Consider the following 19,625-nt stretch of genomic DNA (forward strand, 5'->3'; position numbering starts at 1 on the left):
CTCATCCCTTCTGGGTGGGTGTTGCAGGGTTGGGACGGCGCAGTCGTGCACGCCGCCATGCCGTCGAGAGAGTCCCCATCACTCCTCCAGGTGCGAGGAGCATCACGAGGATGAGGACGATGCCGTAGATCAGGGGTGACATCTGTGCGGCCTGGGTGTCCGACAGGCCCGAGCCGGTCGACAGCGAGGTCACCCACGGAGGAAGGAACACCAGCACCGCGGCGCCGATGAACGCGCCGGTGATGCTGCCGAGACCGCCGATCACCGCGGCAGTGAGCACCGAGAGCGAGAGGACGATCGTGAACGCGCTCGGCGCGGCGAGCCGGACGACGATCGCCATCACGGCGCCGGCCAGGCCGGCGTACGCGGCGCTGATGACGAACGCCTGCACCCGGGTACGGCCGAGGTTGATGCCGGCGATCTCTGCGGCGACCTCCTGGTCACGAACGGCACGCCAGTGGCGTCCGATCTTGGACCGGCGGAGGTTGAGTGCGAAGAAGAGGGCCACGACCAGGCACATCAGGCCGAGGTAGGCCACGTACTTGGACGACGTCGCGAACTCGCCGGACACCGCGTCGATGAACGACACGAACCACTCCGGCGGTCGCGGAGACGCGACGGTCAGGCCGACCTCGCCGTTGAAGGTGCCCTTGAAGTAGAGGGCGACGCTCGGGAGAGCCACCGCCAGCGCCAGCGTGGCGCCGGCGAGGTACGGCCCGTGCAGCCGTGCCGCGCCGATGCCGACGACGAACCCGACGACCGACGTGACCACGACGGCGACCAGGGCCACCACCGGGAACGGCAACGGCGTCTCCGTGTCGAGCATCAGCGCGGTCGTGTAGGCGCCGACGGCCATCAGCGCCCCGTGGCCCAGCGAGATCTGGCCGTTGAGGCCGGTGAGGGCGGTCAGGCCGATCGCCGCGATGGCGTAGTAGGTGAGCGAGGAGAGCTGCGTGTTGGTGTAGCGGTCGGTGGACTCCAGCAGGAGCATGCCCGCGACCAGGACCGCGAGGCTGATGAGGAGGTTGCGGGTGAGGTTGAGGTCGAGCAGGCGCTTGGTGGTGCTGTCGGTCGACATCAGACCCTCCTGGTCTTGGTGCTGGAGAAGAGACCGCCCGGCTTGAGGAGCAGGACGACCATCAGGAGGACGAACGCGGCCAGGGTGACGAGACCCGAGGCGACGTACCCGGAGACCAGGGAGTTCACCAGGCCGAGGAGGAGGCCACCGACGACCGCGCCGACCGGGCTGTCGAGGCCGCCGATGACCGCGGCGATGAAGCCGAAGACGATGAGCGTCTCCATGTAGCTCGGATAGATGAACTGTCCGCTGGCGACCAGGATGCCCGCCACGGCGCCGACCAGGCCGGCGAGCGCCCACCCGAAGGTGAGCAGGTGGGAGACCTTGACGCCGAGGATGCGCGACACCTCTCCGTCGAAGGCCGCCGCACGCATCGTGAGGCCGAGCTGCGTCTTCTGGAAGAGGAGCGTGAGGCCGACGACCACCACACCGACCGTGCAGAGGATGAAGATGCTCGTCGGGGTGAGCGCGAGGTTCGTGTCACCGACCTGGAAGCCGTTGACTCCGACGGGCGACGGGAAGGACTGGTAGTCCGACCCGAAGAGGATCGCCGCCAGCGCCTGGATCGCGACGTACAGGCCCAGCGTGGCGATCACGATGTTGAGCTCCATGCCGCCCTCGAGCGGGCGGATGACGACACGCTCGAGCACGGCCCCGATGAGGAAGCCGGCGGCGAGAGCGATGGCGAACGCGGCCCAGTAGGGGAAGTCGCGGTTGAGCAGCGTCAGCGCGACGTACGTGGTGAACATCGCCTGCGAGCCCTGGGCGAAGTTGATGATCCGGGTCGACCGGAAGATCAGCACGAGAGCGAGCGCGAAGGCAGCGATCACGATGCCCTGGGTGAGTCCGTTGAGCAGGATGTTGAGGAGCTTCTGGATGTCGCCGTTCATGGTGTCCTCCTCAGAACCCGAGGTATGAGTGGCGCAGGGTGGCGTCGTTGCGCAGGACCTCGGCGGACTCGGTCACGACGACCTTGCCGAGGTTGAGCACGACACCGGTGTGCGCGATGGACAGGGCACTGCGGGCGTTCTGCTCGACGAGGAGCACGGTGAGGCCCGAGTCGGCGACCAGCGTGCGGAGCAGGTCGAAGATCTGCGCCACGATCCGGGGCGCGAGTCCCAGGGACGGCTCGTCGAGCAGCAGGAGGGTCGGCCGGGAGAGCAGCGCGCGGGCGATGACCAGCATCTGGCGCTCGCCGCCCGAGAGCGTGTGCGCCTGTGCACTCCGCCGGTCCCCGAGCACCGGGAACAGCTGGTAGGCGTCGTCGAGCGTACGGACCGGAGCCGGGGTGTCGCTCGGTCGCTTGGCGGCCCCGCGGGCGCCGAGGCGGAGGTTCTCCTCGACGGTCAGCTCGGCGATGACGCCGCGACCCTCGGGGACGTGCGCCATGCCACGGTGGACCATCGACTCCACGGGAGCCCCGGTGATGTCCGTGCCGTTCAGCGTGACGGTGCCCGCCGCGGGGCGTACGAGGCCGGACACCGTGCGCAGGAGCGACGTCTTGCCGGCGCCGTTGGCGCCGAGGACTGCGGTGATCCGACCGGCCTCGACCGTCATGTCGACGGAGTCGAGCGCACGAACCGGCCCGTAGGTGGTGGTGAGGTCGGTGAGGGTGAGCATGCCTCAGCCCTCCTTCGCGGCGGCGCCGGCAGGGGTGGTCGCGAGCGACGCCGTGTCGATCTCGCTGCCTCCGGTCACGTCCGCACCGAGGTAGGCGGCGACGACCTTAGGGTCGTCCTGGATCTCCGCGGGCGTCCCGCGGGCGATGACCTCGCCGAAGTCGAGGACCGTGATCGTGTTGCAGATGCGCATGACGAGGTCCATGTGGTGCTCGACGAGGAGCACCGACATGCGGCCGGTGAGGCGCCCGACGAGGTCGCCGAGCTCGTCCATCTCGCCCTCGGAGAGCCCAGCGGCAGGCTCGTCGAGGAGCAGGAGGCGCGGCTCGGCCACGAGGGCACGGGCGAGCGCGACCTTCTTCTGCTCCGGGTAGGGCAGCATCCCGGGATAACGGGGCGCGAGGTGTGCGGCGCCGAGGTCGGTGAGGGCCTGCATCGCCCGCTCGCGAAGCGCCTTCTCGTCACGGCGTCCCCGAGGCAGCCCCAGGGCGGCCGAGGCGAAGCTGCTCTCCGAACGGACCCCCGCGCCCGTCATCACGTTCTCGAGGGCACTCATGCCGGCAAAGAGTCCGACGCCCTGGAGCGTCCGGGCGATGCCGAGACCTGCCAGGTCGTGCGGCCGGAGGCGGGTGAGCTCCTGGCCCTCCCAGGTCAGCGTGCCGGAGTCGGGGCGGACGAACCCGCAGCAGACGTTGAAGAAGGTGGTCTTGCCGGCGCCGTTCGGGCCGATCACGCCGTGGACCTGTCCGGGCTCGACGGTGAGGCCGACGTCGCCCAGGGCAACGAGGCCACCGAACCGTACGGTCACGCCCTCGGCGGTGAATCGGCCGTCGTTCGTGGCGGAGCTGTCCGCGGCGGGCGAGGACTCCGCAGAGGCCGTGGTCGAGGAGTCCGCCGAGGCATCTGTCGAGGCATCCGTCGAGGCGGTGGGTGGTCCGGTTGGTGAGCCCCCTGGTGGGGGCTCGGGGGTGGGCTCGATGGGAGGGGTCATGCGAGTCCTTCCGAGGTGCAGTGTCGTGCGGCCGGGGACGGTGGTGTGACCCCGGACACATGGCGGTGTTGCCCGGCGAACGCTACCGATTCGGGGGAACTAAGCAAGCGCTTAGTCGCGGTGGGTGTCCAATTGTTACCGGATGGTGACGCGGGCCACACATCGGGGGTGTCGCGCTGCCGGGGGCCTGTGAGTCGCTCGGCCGTGAGCGGCCGTGCTCTCGGTAGGCTGCGTCGGTGACCTCGTCGATCTCGGACCCGCCCCTCGCGACCGCCGACCCCGGTCGCCACGCCAAGCTGCGTGCGGTGCTCCACGCCGCCGTCGCAGCGGTCGGTGGTGTCGAGCGGCCGGGCCAGGTGGAGATGGCGGAGGCGGTGTCCAACGCGTTCAGCGGAGGCGAGCACCTGCTCGTCCAGGCCGGCACCGGCACCGGCAAGTCGCTCGGCTATCTCGTTCCGAGCCTTCTCCACGATCGCCGCGTGGTGGTCGCGACCGCGACGCTCAACCTCCAGCACCAGCTCGTCGAGCGAGACATCCCCGCCCTCCTCGACGGGGCAGGCGCGGTGCTCGAGCGCACGCCGCGTGCCGCCGTGGTCAAAGGTCGCGGCAACTATGCGTGCCTCCACCGGATCCGCGAAGGAGCGCCCGACGACCAAGGTGTGCTCATCGAGGCACCGAGCGGGTCGCTCGGGGAGGAGGTCGTGACGCTCCGTGCCTGGGCAGAGGAGGAGTCCGACCGCGGAGGCGTCGGCGACCGGGACGCCGCGCCGTCGCACACCGAGCGGGCGTGGCGGCAGGTCAGCGTCCACGCGCGGGAGTGCCTCGGCGCGTCGCGCTGCCCGTACGCGATGGAGTGCTTCGCCGAGGCGGCCCGCGACCATGCGGCCGGCGCCGACCTCGTCGTGACCAACCACGCCCTGCTCGCGATCGACGCGATCGACGGGGTGCCCATGCTCCCTGAGTACGACACCGTGGTCATCGACGAGGCGCACGAGCTCGTCGCGCGGGTGACCCAGGCGTCGACCGCCGAGCTCGCCCCGCCATCGGTGGAGCGGGCGGCTCGCCGCGCCCGCTCGTACGTCCGTGGGCGCGAGGCCGATGACCTCGAGGACGCCTCGGACGCTCTCCGCGAGGCGCTGGAGGTGACGGCGCCCGGCCGGATCGCCTCGCCGTCGGACCAGCTGGCCGACGCGCTGAGCCTCGTGCGCGACGCCGCCCGGGACTGTCACTCGGCGATGCCGAAGGAGCCCAAGGACTCCGGCGACGGTGACGCCGCCCGGCAGCAGGCGAAGGCGATGGTCGACGACGTGCGCAAGGTCGCCGAGCGGATGGCCGCGGCCTCCGAGGCCGACGTGCTGTGGATGGCCGAGCGGGAGGGTGCCCGGGGTGGCAACGAGCTGCGGATCGCGCCTGTCGACGTCGCGCTCACGCTCCGCGACAAGCTGTTCGCCGAGAACACCGTCGTGCTGACGAGTGCGACGCTCAAGCTCGGCGGCGGATTCGACCCGGTGGCGCGCAGTGTCGGGCTGTGGGCGTCCGACCGTACGGAGGAGGGCGCGTCCGGCGGTCGCGGTGACAGCGGCGGGGACGATGACGGCGACGGGTCACCGGCGTCGTACGCCTGGCGTGCGATCGACGTCGGGTCGCCGTTCGACTACGCCAAGCAAGGCATGCTCTACGTCGCGCGGCATCTCCCTCCGCCGGGACGCGACGGGATGGGCACCGCGACCCTGGACGAGATCGTCGATCTGGTGCGAGCCGCCGGCGGGCGCACGCTCGGGCTGTTCTCGTCGCGGCGCGGCGCGGAGGCGGCTACCGAGGCCGTGCGCGAGCGGATGCCCGACGTCGAGGTTCTGTGTCAGGGTGACGCGCAGCTCCCCGAGCTGGCGAGGCGGTTCGTGGAGGACCCGCGCACGTGCCTGTTCGGCACGCTCAGCCTGTGGCAGGGGATCGACCTGCCGGGGGAGACGTGCCAGCTGGTGATCATCGACCGCATCCCGTTCCCCCGCCCGGACGACCCGTTGATGAGCGCGAGGCAGCGGCTCGTGGAGCGGCACGGCGGCAACGGCTTCATGCAGGTCGCCGCGACCCACGCCGCGCTCCTGCTGGCGCAGGGGTCGGGGCGTCTGATCCGACGCGCCGACGACAAGGGCGTCGTCGCCGTGCTCGACTCACGACTGGCCACCGCGCGGTACGGCAGCTTCTTGGCGTCCTCGATGCCGCCGATGTGGCGTACGGTCGACCGCGAGCTCGTGCTCGGCGCGCTGCGGCGCCTGGACACCGGAGCGTCCTGAGCGCCGCAGCCGCTGACGGTCTCGCCTGCGCGGGTCTCGACGAGGTTGGTCTCGCCTGCGCGGGTCAGACCCGCCGCATGACTGTCGTGACCTTGCCGAGGATGGTGGCGTCGGTGCCGTCGATCGGGTCGTACGCCGGGTTGTGCGGCAGGAGCCAGACCTTGCCGTCCTTGCGCTGGAGCGTCTTGACGGTGGCCTCTCCGTCGAGAAGGGCGGCGACGATCTCGCCGTTCTCCGCGGTCGGCTGCTGCCGGATCACGACGTAGTCTCCGTCGCAGATCGCCGCCTCGACCATCGAGTCGCCGCGCACCTCGAGCATGAAGAGCGTGCCCTCGCCGACCAGCGTGCGGGGGAGGGGCATGACCTCCTCGACGCGCTCCTCGGCGAGGATCGGGCCGCCGGCGGCGATCCGGCCGACCATGGGGACGAAGGCGGGCTCCGGGCGGGAGTCGCCCGCGCCCGTCTCGTCGAAGCCGAAGTCGACCGCGTCACCGATCGACCGGCGCGCCGCGAGGATGTCGGGCAGGAAGACCTCGATCGCGCGGGGGCGGTTGGGGTCGCGGCGGACGAAGCCGTTGCGCTCGAGCACCTTGAGCTGGTGAGCGACGGAGGAGACGCTGGCGAGACCGACGGCCGCGCCGATCTCGCGCATGCTCGGCGGATAGCCGCGTTGCTCGAGCGACTCGCGGATGATCTCGAGGACGCGGCGCTGACGCGGAGTCAGCCCGCTCGCGTCCGGCGGTCCGTCGGGGAGCTCGGAAACCTCGGCCTTCGTCATGGCCCTGACACTAGACCGCGGCGCCGGTGTGATCAAACATATGTTCGATCGTGTCGGCGTGTCGTGATGAAGTCGTCCTCAGGCGCCCATCTGGCGGACACGTCGAAAGCATGTTCGAACGGTCCTTCCAATTCTGTCGGTCGGTGTGATTAGGTTCGTACACATGTTCGATCGAACGCACGTTCGGCAACCCGCTCGGTTTCCGGTCCGGATGCACGAGCTGATCCGCCGCCTCGCTTCGGTCGGCAGACCGTACGAGTCCGAGAGATGGAGGACACGATGAGCACCGTCCGCAGCACCCTCGAGCGTCCCGTCGCCGACCGCACCGTCGTCGCGATCGACACGCCGCTGATGCGCTGCATCGAGCGGCACCCGGCGGGCCGGGGGATGCGCGGCGACCGTCGGTCCGCTCCGCGACCAGGCCCGCGGCCCGGGCCTCGGCCTCGTCGGCAGCAGCCGGCCGACCGCACCCGCGGTCGATCGGGCTACCGCCTGACCCGCCGTGGTCGGTTCGTCGTCTTCATCGCAGCCCTGATCGCGATCGCCGGCCTCACCGTGGCTCTGGGTGCGCGGGTCATCGCGACCTCCGAGCAGGCCGAGCCCGTCCCCAGTCGCGTGGTCACGCTCCAGCCAGGGCAGACCGTGTGGGACCTCGCCTCAGAGGCCAACCCCGAGGGTGACATCCGGTCGACCGTCAAGGACATCGCCGATCTCAACTCGTTGACGAGCGCGGGCGAGGTCACGGCAGGCGAGACGATCTACGTCCCGATCTACTGAGCCCAAGGCCTACTGGGTCGACACGCCGCGGTCGTCGGTGACCACCTCGCGCAGCCAGGTGCCCAGGGCGTTCATGGCGCGCAGGACGTGGTCGCGTACGGACGGCTCGGCGCCGTCGCTCCACTCGGCGATGGCCGCGTAGGCGACGGTTCGGGCGGGACCCGAGACCACTCCGGTGTCGGCTCGCACGTTGGAGGTCGTGCCGGTCTTGTTCCAGAGCACGATGCCGCGGTCCGGATCGGTGTGCGCGAGCGGATCGAGACCGAAGGCGTTCGCGACCATGGAGAGATCGGTGTTCGCCGCGAGCCATCCGCTGACCCGTTCGCTGACCCCGGGCGAGAGGATCTCGCGACGGTGCAGACCCGCACAGAAGCCGGCCAGGTCGGTGGCGCAGCCGACGGACAGGGCCGGCGGGTGCTTCGGCCCACGGTCGTCGCGCACCCGGTCGAGGAGGCGGCTGCGCTGCATCCCGATGCGTTCCGCCGTGGCAGTCACGGTGTCGAGACCGAGACGACGAAGCAGGACGTTGGTCGCCAGGTTGTCACTCATCGCGCCGATCAGTGCACACACGTCGGTGACGGGCAGCGTGTCGGTGGCGAGCAGATGCCAGAGGCCCGAGTCGGCGACCCAGTCGTCGGTGGTGCGGCTGAGCTGCTCGGCGGGATCGATCCGCTCGGTCGCGATCTGGTGTGCCGCCTCGACGAGCAGCACGAGCTTGCCGATGCTCGCGGTGGGCAGCACCAGCTCCGGCTGGACGGCCGCGAGCACTTCGTCGCTGTCGGCATCACGCACCTCGAGGGACCAGCGGACGGCGTCGTCCGGGCGGGGGAGAGGCGGCTCGCTCATCGATCGCGGTCCGCGTGCCCGAGAGGTCGGTCCGGATCGATGTGGTCCCGGACCCGGCGCTTCAGCTCCGCCGCGTCCGGGAAGCCGCCGTGGACGGCGCGGTCCCACACGACGTCGTCGTCGACGGTGATCCGGAAGACGCCTCCGGTCTCGGGCACCAGCGTCACCGAGCCGAGCTCGGTCCCGAACGTGCTCAGCAGCTCCTGGGCCATCCATCCCGCGCGAAGCAGCCACTGGCACAACGTGCAGTAGGTGATCTCGACGCGGGGCTGCGTCATCCGAACGCCTTGTGCAACGCCGTCAGGAATGCTGCGACGTCCTCTTCGCTCGTGTCCCACGAGCACATCCACCGGGACTCGATGAGGTCCGGATGAGATCCCGCGCGCCAGTCGTAGAACGGGTGCTCGACCCGTACCGCGTCGGCAACCGCCCGCGGAAGCGTGGCGAAGACGACGTTGGCCTGGGTCGGGTTCGCGACGTGCAGCAGCGGCGCCCCCGACTCGTGCACACGTCCGTCCCGTGCGAGCTCGTCGGCCAACGCGTCGACGCCGGCGCGCAGCTGCGTCGCCCGGGCGTTGGCTGCGGTCGCGTTCGCGAGCCAGAGATCGCGCTCCGGATCGAGGAGTGTGGCGAGCTGCGCGGAGACGTACCGCATCTTCGACGTCAGCTGCATCGACATCTTGCGGATGAACTCGATCCCGTGGACTGCGCCCGGGTTCAGGACGACCACCGCCTCGCCGAGGAGGATGCCGTTCTTCGTGCCGCCGAACGACAGCACGTCGACGCCGAGGTCGGTGGTGAGCGCGCGGAGCGAGAGGCCGAGGTGCGCGGCGGCGTTCGCGATCCGTGCCCCGTCGACGTGGACGCTCATCCCATAGGCGTGTGCGGTGTCCACCAGGCCACGGACCTCGTCGGCCGAGTAGACGGTGCCGAGCTCGGTGGACTGCGTCAGCGACACGGCCAGCGACTGTGCGCGGTGCGGGTCGCCGAGGTTGATCGTGTACTCGCCGAAGGACTGCGGGACCATCTTGCCGTCCGGCGCGGCGACCGGGAGCAGCTTGATGCCGGCGACACGCTCGGGGGCGCCGTTCTCGTCGGTGTGGAGGTGCGCGACGTCGGTGACGATCGCCGATCCCCAACGGGGGAGGAGAGCACCGAGGGAGACGACGTTGGCGCCGGTGCCGTTGAACACGGGATACGCCTGGGCCTGGTCGCCGAAGTGGTGCCGTACGAGCTCGGTGAGTCGTGCCGTCCACCGGTCCTCGCCGTAGGAGACCGCGTGCCCGTCGTTCGCCGCAGCGATCGCCTCGAGGATCGCGGGATGGGCGGGGGCGTAGTTGTCTGATGCGAACGCTGCCACGTCCGCCAGCCTAGTGCCGCCGCCCGCTTTCCCGATGTGACGGGTTGTGCACCGAATCTTCTGCGGAAAGGGTGCGGAACCCATCACATCGGGGGCGGAGTCTAGTCTCAGGAGTCGGCGAGGAGCTTCTCGAGGCGGACGAAGCCCTCCTCCATCCCGCCCTCCATGCCGGACTCGACCATCCCGTCGCGGTCCTCGACCGAGGCGAACGCGCTGATAGCGTCCATCCGGGTCCGGCCGTCGCCGAGGTCGGTGAAGCGGAGGGTCTCCAGCGACACGTGACCGGGCATCCCTTCGAACTCGAACGTGCGCGTGATGCCGTTCTCGACCGAGGGCTCACCGTGGTAGACGCCTCGGAACACGTACTCGTTGCCGTCGGGCTCCCTCTGGAGCCAGCGCCAGCGGCCGCCGTCGCGGACCTCGTTGACGATGATCTCGGTCTCGAGCCTGTCGGGGCCGAGCCACTTCTTCTGCCACTCGTCGTCGACGTTGGCGTGGAACAGACGCTGGGGCGTCGTGGTGAACGTCCGGCTGAACTCGATGGTCGAGGTGCCGGGCGTTGCCGTGACTGTGAGGTCGGACATGGTTCCCCCTGAGGGTCTCGGTGATCGGTCAGGACGTGGCAGACGGTGGCTCGGAGTCGATGGCGTCGGCCTCGGCGAGGAGTGCGTCCAGGCGGGCGAAGCTGTCCTCCCAGTACGCGCGGTAGTCGGCGATCCAGTCGGTCGCCTCCTTCAGCGGTGCCGCCTCGAGGTGGCTGAGCCGCATGGTCCCCTGCTGCGTACGAGACACCAGGCCAGCCCGCTCGAGGACCCTGAGGTGCCGCGACACCGCCGGCTGCGACATCGCGAACATCGAGGTGAGCTCGTTGACGCTGGCGTCACCGTGGGCGAGCCGCCCGAGGATCGCGCGGCGGGTCGGGTCCGCGAGGGCCCCGAACACGGCGTCCAGCTCGTCGTCCGTCATTCGCCATAACCAATCTGTTTTATAACTGATTGGTTTTAGAGTGCGGCCCAGTCGCGCCAGATGTCAACCCCATGACCTCAGAGGTCATCGACTCGTGCCCGTCCCGTCAAGCAGGCTCGGAGCCTCACCTACCGAGAGGATCACTGATGACTGCCTACGCAATCGCCCACATTCGCGAGATCACGATGGGACCCGACATCGTCGAGTACCTGGAGCGGATCGACGCGACGCTCGCCCCGTACGGCGGCCGGTTCCTCGTGCACGGAGCCGACGTGCGCACCCTGGAAGGCGAGTGGCCGGGCGACATCGTCATCATCGCCTTCCCCGACCGAGACCGAGCGACGCGCTGGTACGAGTCAGACCCGTACCAGGCGATCCTGCCGCTGCGTACAGAGAACTCCGACTCGGTCGCGATCCTTGTCGACGGGGTCGGCGACGACCATCGCGCAACGGACATCCTGGGCCGCGCTGGCGCGACCGGCACGCCTCTGCCCGCCGAACAAATCTGAGTGCCGTGACCCCCTGCGCGCGCACGGTGGAACGCGAAGGGGGAGATTCCAATGAACAGAACGATCCGCGTGGTCGGCCTCGGGGCCGCAGGCGCACTCATCGGCGGCACCCTTGTCGCCACTGCGCCGACGGCCTCGGCCGACGACGTCAACACCGCTCCGGTACGCAAGATCACCGGCGCCACCACCAGCCCGTTCGGCCTGGCCAAGGTCGGAGGGCGAACCTACGTAGCCAACTTCGGTCAGAACAACGTGGTCGTCTACGCCACCGGTGCTAACGGCGCGGCGATGCCGATCCGCACGATGAACAGTGGGCTGAACTCTCCGCGTGGCGTCGACGTCGACACCAACGGGTTCACGTACGTCGCCAACAACAACGGTCTCGTCTCGGTCTTCGCGCCGGACGCCGACACCGGCGACGCACCGGTCAAGACGTTCGGGACCGGCGCGGGCGCCGCCCTCGGCCTCGACATCGGCCCGACGGGCAGCATCTTCGTCCGCAAGGCGACGACCATCAACGTCTACTCGCCGGCCGCGGCAGGCAACCCGGCGTCAACCACGCGTCAGATCACCGGCCTGCCCGCGGGCAACGGTGTGCACGTCGCCGCGAGCGGGACGACCTGGGCCGACGCCGGCGCGGCGCTGCGTGCGTACGCGTCGAACGCCAACGGGGGCGCGACGCCGCTCCGGACGATCTCCGGGGCGAAGACGGAGCTCGCGGCACCCATCGTCGGCATCGGCACCGACTCCAAGGGACGTGTTTATGCGTCGAACTTCAACGCCGTCAGCACGGTGGTCGCCTTCTCGGCGTCCGCGGAGAACAACGTGGCTCCGCTGAAGGTCCTCGGCGGACCTGCGACACAGCTCAGCAGCCCGGGGCATCTCTCCGTGGCCGGTGATGGAGGACTGACCGTCGCCAACTTCGGCGGACCGTCCGTCCTCGAGTTCCGAACGCTCTTCCCGAAGCCGGCCCCGGTCGTCAAGGTCCCGGGCAAGCCGCGGGCGTTGAAGGTCGCCGGCAAGCAGAGGGCCAAGACGCGCAAGGTCTCGTGGAAGGCACCCGCCAACAACGGCGGCGCAAGGATCACCGGCTACCGGCTCGTCGTCAAGAAGGGCAACAGGGTTCTCCTGAGGAAGAACTTCGGGGCGAGCAAGCGGTCGTACAAGATCAAGCGCTCCAAGCTGCGCAACGGCAAGAACGTCGTGCTGATCAAGGCCAAGAACACGAAGGGCTTCGGCAAGAACGCCAGGAAGTCGTTCCGCGTGCGCAAGTAGGTCCGCACGGTCCGCAGTGGCGGGGCTGGCTCTCGGGAGCCGGCTCCGCCATTTCGATGTCACTCGAATTGCCTTGCGGAGGCCGAAGTCGGCAGCCAAGAATGCCGGGCACCCGTCGTACAAGCGGGATCATCGCGTCCAAACCGGTCCTCGGAGGAGATCCTCCAGGACGTGCGGACGTAGGAGGAACCATGAGAAGAGTTACTTTCGTCGGCATCGCCGCCAGTGCGGCGCTGGCCGGTGGTCTGTTGGTCAGCGCTCCTGCCGAGGCAGCACCGGGCGACCCGGTCAGCGTCCGACCTGAGCGGACGATCATCGGTACGAAGGCAGGGGCAAAGCCGCCCTGGGACGTGCACCTCAGCGCGTCCGGACGGACGTACGCGGCCGACTTCCACCGTGATCGTGTCGTGGTCTACCGGGCAGGAGCCCGCGGCAAAGCGCGTCCGCTGTACTCCCTTCGTGGCTCGCGGAGCGGCGTCTTCGAGCCTCGTGGCGTCGCGCGTGACTCTGCAGGGCGTCTCTACGTCGCCAACGGAAACAACCGTGTCCTCGTCTTCGGCAAGAATGCGCGCGGCAACGTGCGCCCGATCCGCGTCCTGCGCGCCGGGATGGCCGTCGGGTCGGTCTCGATGACACCCGACAACCGGCTGATGGTGTCGGGGTCGGGCGGCGTCAAGATCTACCGCCGCTCCGCCTCGGGCAACGCGAAGCCGGTGCGGGAGATCTCCGGTGACAAGACCCAGCTCCAGTACGCGTTCGACGTGAGGATGAACGTCGACGGTCGTATCTGGGCGACCTTCGACGAGGCTGAGATCCTCACGGTCTTCGCCCCGGGCGCGAAGGGAAACGTGGCACCTGAGCGGACGATTACACAGGAAGGGCCCGGGCTCTGGGAGCCAGAGCTGCTGGCCTTCGACCGCGCAGGTCGGGCCTACATCGGGACCCACGAGGGCCATGTCACCGTCCTTCGCCACGATGCGACGGGCCGACCGGCGCCGCTGTTCGTCCTCAGCGACCGGCGGCACGGCCACGTCAACGGACTCTCCGTCAGTCGTACGGGCAAGGTCGCCGTGTCCGGCCGGAACAAGATCGTGGTCTACCCGCGGCTGCGGGCGGTCACCGCACCGTGGGCGGTACGGGGAGTGTCGGTGTCGGGCTCGCCGACGGCGACCAACCGGGTCGTGCGCTGGGCGCAGCCGCTGGCAGATGGTGGTGCGTCGATCACGGGCTACCGCGTCACGGTCAAGCAGGGGAACCGGAAGGTCAAGGCGGTGACGCTCAAGGCGTCCCGCAGGTCGTACGCGCTCAAGCGGCGCAACCTGCCTGCGGGCACCAGCACGGTGCTCGTCCGGGCGAAGAACCGCAAGGGTTACGGCCCGGGCACGCCGCTGACCTTCACGGTCACGCGGTAGCACCGGCGGAGACATAGGGACTGCGGATGACGGCGGCGAGCCCTAGGCTCACGTGTCGTGGACGGGCATGGGCGGGGGACACGCCGGGACCGGTACGGCATCGTGCTCGCTCTGCTCGCCGTCGTCATCCTGCTGGTCCCCGTCGACAGCAGTGCGCTGCGTCCGGTGGTGACCGCGCTGCTCGGCGCGGTGCTGCTCTTCGCGCAGAGGACCTCGGGAGCGCGCCGCTCGGTGATGGTGACCTCGGCGGTGCTGGCTGCCGTCGCTGTCGTCGCCTCGGGCGGCGCGCAGGGCTTCAACAGCGAGACGGCCGTCTCCGTCTACTCGATCACCGTCATCCTGCTCTGCCTCGCGACCATCACGACGATCGGCGTGCACGTCCTCCGGGACCCGTCGTTGGACGTGCACATCGTCCTCGGTGTCATCGCGGTCTACGTCCTCCTGGGGATCGCCTTCGCCGGTGCGTACTCCGTCGTGGGGATCGTGCAAGGAGGCTTCTTCGCCCAAGGAGGGGCCGACGACGACGCGGTGAACTACTTCTACTTCAGCCTGATCACGATCACGACGACAGGCTTCGGCGATCTCTCGCCGGTGACGGACACGGGCAAGATCCTGGCGGCGCTCGAGGCGCTGATCGGGCAGGTCTATCTCGTGACCGTGGTGGCCCTCGCGGTGTCCGGTGTGACGCGCCGCCGTCAGGCCTAGGCGTCTGCTGCTCGACGCACGCGTAAACGGTCACACCTCACTCCAACGACGAAAGCAGGGCGCACCATGCGCATCTCACGATTAGCTGCCGCCGCTACCGCGGCGGTCATGACGGCCGGCGGCCTCGTGCTCGCCGGCGCGGGGGCGGCGTCAGCAGACACCGTCGACTACAGGCCGGCTCGAACGATCCCCGACTACTACGACTGGGACGAGATGGTGGTGGCGGTCGACATCGCGAACGATGGCACCACCTACACGCTCAACAAGCACGGCTTGGAACTGCGCGTCTTCGGTCCGAAGGCCAACGGCAAGAAGGCGAAGCCAATCCGGGTGTTGGGGGTGCCGCAGCAGCTGTCCGACGCCCGGGACGTGGCCGTCGACAGCCAGGGTCGGGTCTACGTCCTCGATCTCTTGGAGTCCACCAAGTCGCGAGTGCGGGTGTGGGCTCGCGGCGCCACGGGGCCGGTCCTACGGACCTTGAACGTCCCGGGCTACTCCACGGACGTGGCGGTGAGCGCAGCCGGACACGTCGTCGTCGCCGGGGAGCGCACCGTCCGCGTCTACGCCCCCGGCGCATCGGGCGACGCGACGCCGCTGCAGACGCTCAGCGGCGTCGCGAGCGGGCTCCCGCAGTGGACGACGGGAGTCGCCCTGGACAGCTGGGGTCGTGTCTGGGTCTCCTCCAGCAACACGCTGCTCGTCTATGCACGTGGAGCGACCGGACAGGACGCACCGGTAGCCACGATCGCCGGATCGCGTACGCGCTTGCGCGGCACCGCGGAGATCGACCTCGACGCCAAGAACCGCGTGTACGTCTCGGATGCCGACGCGGGGATCTCAGTCTTCTCGCCGTCACGGTACGGAAACGTCGCACCGCTCCGCGAGCTGCGTGGGCGCAAGTCCGGCCTCGACTGGGGACTCGTTGGTGTCAACGCGCGCGGTGACGTCATCACCAAGCGCAGCCGCACCTCGATCGGCATCTTCCGGACGTTGTTCCCGACGCGCCCGTCGGCGGTGCGGTCGGTGCGGGTCACGAGGAAGGCGTCGGCGAAGAAGCGGACGGTGCGGTGGAAGAAGCCGGCCGATGACGGTGGCCGTGATGTGCGGTCGTACAAGGTCGTGATCCGCAAGGGCTCGAAGGTGCTCAAGCGGGTGACGCTCAAGCCGGGCCGGCGGTCGTACACGGTGCGGAAGTCGGCGCTGCGTCGCGGGAAGCTCACGGTGACGGTGCGGGCGAAGACGGCGAAGGGCTGGAGCCCGAAGGCCGTCAAGCGTTTTCGGGTTCGGTAGAGGGGAGAAATGAGATGATGAGGACCACACGAGTGGTGACCGTGGCAGTGACCGCGGTCGCGATGACAGGGGCAGCACTTCTCGGCGCGACGTCAGCGTCCGCGGACACCGTCGACTACGGGCCTGACCGGGTGATCCGGCCGGTGCCTGGGTTCAACTCCGCGGCGGGTCTCGCCGCGCGGTCCGACGGGACGGTGTATCTCGCCGACTTCCGACCAGGCGCAGACGCCGTCTGGATCTTCGGGCCGTCAGCCGATGGGGTGCAGCGCCGTACGCGGACCATCGCCGGAGCGAAGGCGGCTCTCGGAGAGGTCGCCGACGTCGGCGTCGACGCGGCAGGACTCGTCTACGTCCTGTCCGAGGACGACCGCGTGTCGGTGTTCCGGAGAGGTGCGTACGGCGACGTCGCTCCGATCCGAACCTTCGACACCGGCGAGTTCTCGAGTCACCTTGCGGTGTCGCGAGACGGCAAGGTCGCCGTCGCCCACGATGCCCTGGGTGAGGTTGCCGTGTACGCGGCGGGCGCCTCGGCCGGTGCGACTCCCGCGCAACTCATCACCGGCCCGCGGACCGGGCTGGGCGAAGGTGTGACAGAGCTGGCGTTCACGTCGACCGGTGCACTGTGGGTCGATGCCGACGACGTCCTGCGCGCCTTCGCGGCCGGGGCGACAGGCGACACGCCGCCGCTGCGGAGCCTGACTCCCGTCACGGGCGCCACCGGCGGTGTCAGCGATGTCGCGGTCGATGCCAAGAACCGCCTCTACGTGGCACAGTCCTACGACGGCTTGGGCGGCAGCGGGACGGTCGTGAGCGTCTTCCCGGCCGACGCACGTGGTGAAATGCGCCCGATTCGGTCGTTGGAGGGGTCGCGATCCCGGTTGAGCACGATCCAGGCCGGGGCGCAGATCGCGGTCGACGGGCGGGGAGAGCTGGCCGTCACCGGGTATCCCCGCAAGGACGTGCTGGTGTTCCGGACGCTGTTTCCCGGGCGTCCGTCGGTGGTGCGGTCGGTGCGGGTGTCAGGAAAGGCGTCGGCGAAGAAGCGGACGGTGCGGTGGAAGAAGCCGGCCGACGACGGGGGCCGCGACGTCCGCTCGTACAAGGTGGTGTTCCGTAAGGGCTCGAAGGTGCTCAAGCGGGTGACGCTCAAGCCCGGCCGGAGGTCGTACACGGTGCGGAAGTCGGCGCTGCGTCGCGGGAAGCTCACGGTGACGGTACGGGCGAAGACGGCGAAGGGCTGGAGCCCGAAGGCCGTCAAGAAGTTCCGGGTTCGGTAGGGGAGGGAAGACGAATGAGGACAAGACGATCGATCGCCGCCGCGGGGAGCATCGTGCTCGTCGCGGGCGGTGTGACCATGGCAGGAGCGAGCGCCGCGGACGCAGACACCGTCGACTACGGCCCGGGCCGGGTCATCGGTGGCTCGCGCGCCCAGGTCGAGAACGCTCAGGCGGTGGGGATCGCTCCCGACGCGACGACGTTCGTCGCCCGGGCGCTCTCCGACCGCGTACGCGTCTTCGGTCCCCGTGCAGACGGCAACGTCAGTCCGTCTCACGTCGTGGCTCCGGGGCCCGCAGGAGACGAGGTGGACATCGACCTGGCGTCGGATGGCTCGGGCAACACCTACATGCTCAGGTCCATCATCGAGGGCGAGGCGAACGTCCTCACGTATGGCCCGCGCTTCTCGGGGACGAACCCTCTGAGGCGCCTTTGGGTTCCGACCTACTCCCGAGCGTTGGCCGTCTCGCCGAGGGGTGATCTGGTCGTGGCCACGGCGAACGAGCTGTGGTTGTACCCGCCGGGGGCCACGGACCAGGAGGACGTCGGTGTCATCCTCGTGGACCAGGTCCCCGGGCAGCCTGCGGGCGGCGTGCGGGACGTCGCTGTCGACCGTCGGGGCTGGATCTGGGCGGCGACTGCCAAGGGCGTGCTCGGGTTCGCGCCCGGCGCGACGGGCGACGTCGCTCCGGCCGCGCGTATCTGGGGGTCTCGTACGGGCCTCAGGGCGCCGCGCCACGTCGACGTCGACGCGGCGAACCGGGTGTACGTCACAGATGCGGCACGCCGGAGCATCAGCGCATTCGCTCCGACGGCGAACGGCAACGTCCGTCCATTGCGGGTGCTGCGCGGCACGAAGGCGAGCATCAACCCGCGTGAGGCGGCCGTCGCACTGAACGGTCGGATCGTCACGACCCGTGGGTCGCGGGCGATCCAGGTGTTCTCGACGATGTTCCCGAAGCGACCCTCGGCCGTGCGCTCGGTGCGGGTCACCGGGAAGACACGCGCGGCGAAGCGGAAGGTGCGCTGGGCCAAGCCCGCCGACAACGGCGGTGGAGCGGTGCAGAAGTACAAGCTGGTATTCCGCAAGGGCTCCAAGGTGGTCAAGCGAGTGACGCTGAAGCCGGGACGGCGGTCGTACACGGTGAAGAAGTCGGCCTTGCGCCGCGGGAAGCTCACCGTGACGGTCCGTGCGAAGAACATCAGCGGCTGGAGCCCGAAGGCCGTCAAGAAGTTCCGCGTGCGCTGAGCGAATCGCCGGCGTGCCTGCCGCGAGGACCCCGGCGGGGAGGTCTCGCGTGACGACCGAGCCGGCGGCGACGACGGTGTCGCGGCCGATGGTGACGCCGGGGCAGACGATGACGCCCCCGCCGAGCCACACGTTGTCGCCGATCACGATCGGCGCAGCCGACTCCCACTTGTCGCGCCGCGGGCCGGGCTCGAGCGGGTGCGTCGCCGCGAGGAGCTGGACGTACGGGCCGATCTGTGCGTCGTCACCGATCGTGACGGTCGCGACGTCGAGGATCACGAGCCCGAAGTTCGCGAAGGTCCGTGCTCCGATCGTCGTGTGGTGCCCGTAGTCGACGTGCAGCGGTGGCCGGATCACACTTTCCTCGCCGAACCCTCCGAACAGTTCCGACAGGAGCTCCCGTCGCCGCTCGCGGTCGGTGGGGTCAGCGGTGTTGATCGCGTGCGTGAGGCGTAGAGCGCGTTCGTGGTCGCGGATGAGCTGCGGGTCGTCGGCGAGGTAGAGGTCGCCGGCGAGCATCCGTTCGCGCATCGAGGGGTCGCGGTGCTCGGAAGGGTCGGTCGGGCCGGTCGGGTGGGACGGGTGGGACGGGTGGGAGGGGTCGGTCGGCGCGGTCATGCGGACCACCGTACGAGGCAGCGGTCGGCGCCGTCGTGGCATTCGTCCTCGGGCGGCGCTCGGGGTCAGTCGATGAGCACGGGTACGGCTTCGTGCGTCGTGAGCGCTGCGGGCACGCCATCGGTGGTGATGGTCTGCCCGAGCGTCTGGGTCGGTCCACCGCTGACGGCGTAGCTGATCGTGAAGGTGACGTCGACCCGGGGGCGGTGTGTGCGGTCGGCCTTCGCGTAGCGGTGTGTGACGTCCAGGGCCGGGTACGGGCGGCCCGGGCCTGTGGTGGCGGTCGTCGCGCCGTCGCCGAAGTGCCAGGTGTAGCGGCTGGCGGTCCCTGTCACGTGCACACGCTGACCGAGGATCGTCACCGTCCGGTCGAACGCCGGCGGCACGGTCGAGAACACGGTGTCCAGGTTGACGAGGGTACGGTCGGAGGGCTGGATGCTCAGCGACGCCTTCGGGAGCGGCAGGCGACGGACCTCGCGAAGCACATCACCGGGCGTGATGACCGGCGCGACGGAGCCGGCACCGCCCGGTTGGCCACCCCGGCAGATCGTCCCCGAAAGCTGCCACTGACCCCCCGGCTCTC

General features: G+C 69.7%; 21 protein-coding genes and 1 pseudogene. 10 read left to right on the forward strand and 12 right to left on the reverse strand.

Annotated features, from left to right (window positions below):
• Position 1: 1 nt before the first annotated feature.
• From KV100_RS02925 to KV100_RS02940, 4 genes are read right to left on the reverse strand one after another with little or no spacing between them, the layout of a single operon-like run.
• The gene (locus KV100_RS02925) at positions 2 to 1,078 is read right to left on the reverse strand and encodes a branched-chain amino acid ABC transporter permease (protein ID WP_220341403.1); all 1,077 of its coding nucleotides are present in this window, start codon (positions 1,076 to 1,078) and stop codon (positions 2 to 4) included.
• Entirely contained in the window at positions 1,078 to 1,968 is an 891-nt protein-coding gene (locus KV100_RS02930; RefSeq protein WP_255559239.1) for a branched-chain amino acid ABC transporter permease, read from the reverse strand. The genes KV100_RS02925 and KV100_RS02930 overlap by 1 nt, the downstream gene beginning before the upstream one ends.
• 10 nt (positions 1,969 to 1,978) lie before the next feature.
• Complete coding sequence (locus KV100_RS02935; RefSeq protein WP_220341404.1) at positions 1,979 to 2,698, reverse strand: ABC transporter ATP-binding protein; 720 nt, start codon at positions 2,696 to 2,698, stop codon at positions 1,979 to 1,981.
• 3 nt (positions 2,699 to 2,701) lie between these two features.
• Positions 2,702 to 3,688: an ABC transporter ATP-binding protein gene (locus KV100_RS02940; RefSeq protein ID WP_220341405.1), complete on the reverse strand. Its 987-nt coding sequence runs from the start codon at positions 3,686 to 3,688 to the stop codon at positions 2,702 to 2,704.
• A 1,621-nt stretch (positions 3,689 to 5,309) separates the two neighbouring features.
• On the opposite strand from KV100_RS02940, the gene KV100_RS20320 reads away from it, so the two are divergent.
• Both KV100_RS20320 and KV100_RS20325 read left to right on the forward strand, forming a co-directional pair.
• The gene (locus KV100_RS20320; protein ID WP_374226657.1) at positions 5,310 to 5,555 is read left to right on the forward strand and encodes a hypothetical protein; all 246 of its coding nucleotides are present in this window, start codon (positions 5,310 to 5,312) and stop codon (positions 5,553 to 5,555) included.
• Positions 5,440 to 5,982, forward strand: coding sequence for an ATP-dependent DNA helicase (locus KV100_RS20325; RefSeq protein WP_374226658.1), 543 nt, complete (start codon positions 5,440 to 5,442; stop codon positions 5,980 to 5,982). Before KV100_RS20320 ends, KV100_RS20325 begins: the two co-directional genes overlap by 116 nt.
• 64 nt (positions 5,983 to 6,046) lie before the next feature.
• On the opposite strand, the gene lexA is transcribed toward KV100_RS20325, so the two are convergent.
• Entirely contained in the window at positions 6,047 to 6,760 is a 714-nt protein-coding gene (gene lexA, locus KV100_RS02950) for a transcriptional repressor LexA (RefSeq protein ID WP_220341406.1), read from the reverse strand.
• A gap of 279 nt (positions 6,761 to 7,039) precedes the next feature.
• On the opposite strand from lexA, the gene KV100_RS02955 reads away from it, so the two are divergent.
• Positions 7,040 to 7,537 carry a LysM peptidoglycan-binding domain-containing protein gene (locus KV100_RS02955; protein ID WP_220341407.1) on the forward strand — a complete coding sequence of 166 codons (498 nt, stop codon included), beginning with the start codon at positions 7,040 to 7,042 and terminating at the stop codon, positions 7,535 to 7,537.
• 9 nt (positions 7,538 to 7,546) lie between these two features.
• On the opposite strand, the gene KV100_RS02960 is transcribed toward KV100_RS02955, so the two are convergent.
• From KV100_RS02960 to KV100_RS02980, 5 genes are all read right to left on the reverse strand, one after another.
• Positions 7,547 to 8,383: a serine hydrolase gene (locus tag KV100_RS02960; RefSeq protein ID WP_220341408.1), complete on the reverse strand. Its 837-nt coding sequence runs from the start codon at positions 8,381 to 8,383 to the stop codon at positions 7,547 to 7,549.
• Positions 8,380 to 8,661: a SelT/SelW/SelH family protein gene (locus KV100_RS02965; protein WP_220341409.1), complete on the reverse strand. Its 282-nt coding sequence runs from the start codon at positions 8,659 to 8,661 to the stop codon at positions 8,380 to 8,382. The genes KV100_RS02960 and KV100_RS02965 overlap by 4 nt, the downstream gene beginning before the upstream one ends.
• Positions 8,658 to 9,743: a low specificity L-threonine aldolase gene (locus KV100_RS02970; RefSeq protein ID WP_220341410.1), complete on the reverse strand. Its 1,086-nt coding sequence runs from the start codon at positions 9,741 to 9,743 to the stop codon at positions 8,658 to 8,660. The genes KV100_RS02965 and KV100_RS02970 overlap by 4 nt, the downstream gene beginning before the upstream one ends.
• Positions 9,744 to 9,850: 107 nt before the next feature.
• The gene (locus tag KV100_RS02975) at positions 9,851 to 10,327 is read right to left on the reverse strand and encodes an SRPBCC domain-containing protein (RefSeq protein ID WP_220341411.1); all 477 of its coding nucleotides are present in this window, start codon (positions 10,325 to 10,327) and stop codon (positions 9,851 to 9,853) included.
• A gap of 28 nt (positions 10,328 to 10,355) precedes the next feature.
• Entirely contained in the window at positions 10,356 to 10,709 is a 354-nt protein-coding gene (locus KV100_RS02980) for a helix-turn-helix transcriptional regulator (protein ID WP_220341412.1), read from the reverse strand.
• Positions 10,710 to 10,855: 146 nt separating this feature from the next.
• Between KV100_RS02980 and KV100_RS02985 the strand changes: the two genes are divergently transcribed.
• The 7 genes from KV100_RS02985 (at position 10,856) to KV100_RS19290 (ending at position 18,424) form a co-directional block, all read left to right on the forward strand.
• Positions 10,856 to 11,218 (forward strand): DUF1330 domain-containing protein, encoded by a 363-nt coding sequence (locus tag KV100_RS02985; RefSeq protein WP_220341413.1) that lies wholly within the window; start codon positions 10,856 to 10,858, stop codon positions 11,216 to 11,218.
• 51 nt (positions 11,219 to 11,269) lie between these two features.
• Positions 11,270 to 12,493, forward strand: a complete 1,224-nt coding sequence (locus KV100_RS02990; RefSeq protein ID WP_220341414.1) for a hypothetical protein — start codon at positions 11,270 to 11,272, stop codon at positions 12,491 to 12,493.
• Between the two features lie 191 nt (positions 12,494 to 12,684).
• Complete coding sequence (locus KV100_RS02995; protein ID WP_220341415.1) at positions 12,685 to 13,905, forward strand: fibronectin type III domain-containing protein; 1,221 nt, start codon at positions 12,685 to 12,687, stop codon at positions 13,903 to 13,905.
• A gap of 57 nt (positions 13,906 to 13,962) precedes the next feature.
• On the forward strand, positions 13,963 to 14,610 hold the full coding sequence (locus KV100_RS03000) for a potassium channel family protein (protein WP_220341416.1): 648 nt from the start codon (positions 13,963 to 13,965) through the stop codon (positions 14,608 to 14,610).
• A gap of 66 nt (positions 14,611 to 14,676) precedes the next feature.
• On the forward strand, positions 14,677 to 15,900 hold the full coding sequence (locus KV100_RS03005) for a fibronectin type III domain-containing protein (protein WP_220341417.1): 1,224 nt from the start codon (positions 14,677 to 14,679) through the stop codon (positions 15,898 to 15,900).
• A gap of 17 nt (positions 15,901 to 15,917) precedes the next feature.
• A complete protein-coding gene (locus KV100_RS19285; RefSeq protein WP_255565900.1) occupies positions 15,918 to 17,177 on the forward strand; it encodes a hypothetical protein in 1,260 nt (419 codons plus the stop codon).
• 14 nt (positions 17,178 to 17,191) lie between these two features.
• Positions 17,192 to 18,424, forward strand: coding sequence for a hypothetical protein (locus KV100_RS19290; protein WP_255565901.1), 1,233 nt, complete (start codon positions 17,192 to 17,194; stop codon positions 18,422 to 18,424).
• Between the two features lie 93 nt (positions 18,425 to 18,517).
• Here KV100_RS19290 and KV100_RS19300 read toward each other — a convergent pair.
• Positions 18,518 to 19,084 (reverse strand): annotated as a pseudogene (locus KV100_RS19300) (sugar O-acetyltransferase); the annotation flags it as partial.
• A gap of 23 nt (positions 19,085 to 19,107) precedes the next feature.
• Positions 19,108 to 19,527 carry a PKD domain-containing protein gene (locus KV100_RS03015; RefSeq protein WP_220341418.1) on the reverse strand — a complete coding sequence of 140 codons (420 nt, stop codon included), beginning with the start codon at positions 19,525 to 19,527 and terminating at the stop codon, positions 19,108 to 19,110.
• Between the last annotated feature and the right edge of the window lie 98 nt (positions 19,528 to 19,625).

The organism is Mumia sp. zg.B21 (assembly GCF_019550855.1).
GTDB lineage: Bacteria > Actinomycetota > Actinomycetes > Propionibacteriales > Nocardioidaceae > Mumia.